This window comes from Streptomyces sp. PA03-6a (genome assembly GCF_033792765.1).
Taxonomy (GTDB): Bacteria; Actinomycetota; Actinomycetes; order Streptomycetales; family Streptomycetaceae; genus Actinacidiphila.
This window is the reverse complement of the sequence record NZ_JARAVK010000553.1, coordinates 1-1,501: the sequence shown is the minus strand read 5'-3', so window position 1 is coordinate 1,501 and position 1,501 is coordinate 1. Positions and strand designations below refer to the sequence as shown.

The 1,501-nt window shown below is 73.5% G+C and carries 1 protein-coding gene; it reads right to left on the bottom strand.

The window, feature by feature from the left end; translation table 11 throughout:
• Positions 1–86: 86 nt before the first annotated feature.
• A complete protein-coding gene (locus PV350_RS46555) occupies positions 87–1,250 on the bottom strand; it encodes a pyridoxal phosphate-dependent aminotransferase (protein WP_499512660.1) in 1,164 nt (387 codons plus the stop codon).
• Between the last annotated feature and the right edge of the window lie 251 nt (positions 1,251–1,501).

Here is a 1,501-nt window from a genome sequence, read left to right as displayed (position 1 = left end):
CTGCAAGCGCGAGGACGTGCTGCGCGAGAGCGTGGAGCGGCTGCGCCGGCTCTGAGGCCGTGGGCGGCCCCGGCCCGCCCACGGCCTCAGAGCCGGCGCAGCCGCTCCACGCTCTCGCGCAGCACGTCCTCGCGCTTGCAGAAGGCGAAGCGCACCAGGCTGCGGCCCTCCTCCGCGTCGTCGTAGAAGATCACGTTCGGCACCGCCACCACCCCGCAGCGCTCGGGCAGCGCCCGGCAGAACGCCAGGCCGTCCTTCTCGTCGAGCGGCCGGATGTCGGTGGTCACGAAGTACGTGCCCTCCGGGCGGAAGACCCGGAACCCGGCCGCCTCCAGGCCGTCGGAGAGCAGGTCCCGCTTGCGCCGCAGGTCCTCGCGGAAGTCCCGGTAGTAGGCGTCCGGCAGCCGGAGCGCCTCGGCCACGGCGTACTGGAACGGCCCCGCGCTCACGTACGTCAGGTACTGCTTGGCCGCGCGCACCGCGTCGACCAGGGCGGGGGCGGCGGTCACCCAGCCGACCTTCCAGCCGGTGAAGGAGAACGTCTTGCCCGCGCTCGAGATGGTGACCGTGCGGTCGCGCATCCCCGGGAAGGACGCGAGCGGCACGTGCTCCGTGCCGTAGGTCAGGTGCTCGTAGACCTCGTCGGTGACCACGATCAGGTCGCGCTCGACGGCCAGCTCCGCGATCGCCGCCAGCTCCTGCCGGGTGAGGACCATGCCGGTCGGGTTGTGCGGGCTGTTGAGCAGCAGCAGCCGGGTCCGCGGGGTGACCGCCGCGCGCAGGGCGTCCAGGTCCGGGCGGAAGGACGGCGCGCGCAGGGTGAGCGGGACGCGGCGGGCGCCGGCCATGGCGATGCAGGCGGCGTACGAGTCGTAGAAGGGCTCGAAGGCGATCACCTCGTCGCCCGGTTCCAGCAGCCCGAGCATGGCGGCCGCGATGGCCTCGGTGGCGCCCGCGGTGACCAGCACCTCGGTGTCGGGGTCGAAGCCGAGCCCGTGGAAGCGCAGCTGGTGCTCGGCGACGGCCCGGCGCAGTTCCGGCACACCGGGCCCGGGCGGGTACTGGTTGCCGCGGCCGTCGCGCAGCGCGCGCACGGCGGCCTCGCGCACCTCCTCGGGGCCGTCGGTGTCCGGGAAGCCCTGGCCGAGGTTGATCGCACCGGTGCGGACGGCGAGGGCGGACATCTCGGCGAAGATCGTGGTCCCGAACTCGGCGAGTGCGCGGTTGAGCGGGGGTCGCGAGGAGGTCATGCCCGCCATCCTCCGCCGAACCTCTGGACTTCCTCAACTTTGCTTTCGGCCGCGGACGGCGGGGGCATCACCGTCGCACAACGGAAAGCACGGAAAGCGGGGGTGGGAACGATGGGCGCGTTGGTCGTATTGCTCGTCTTCGGCGCGATAGTGGGGCTCGTGGTCCTGGCGGCGAGGAAGGGCGGCCGGCGGAGGGGCCGGCGGCACTCGTACAGCTCCTCCGCCGCCGGGGGCGCCGGGGCCGGCTGGTG

Bases quoted from the DNA above. Each gene is read 5' to 3' on its own strand.
- PV350_RS46555 (WP_499512660.1), bottom strand. From the start codon at position 1,250: ATGACCTCCTCGCGACCCCCGCTCAACCGCGCACTCGCCGAGTTCGGG.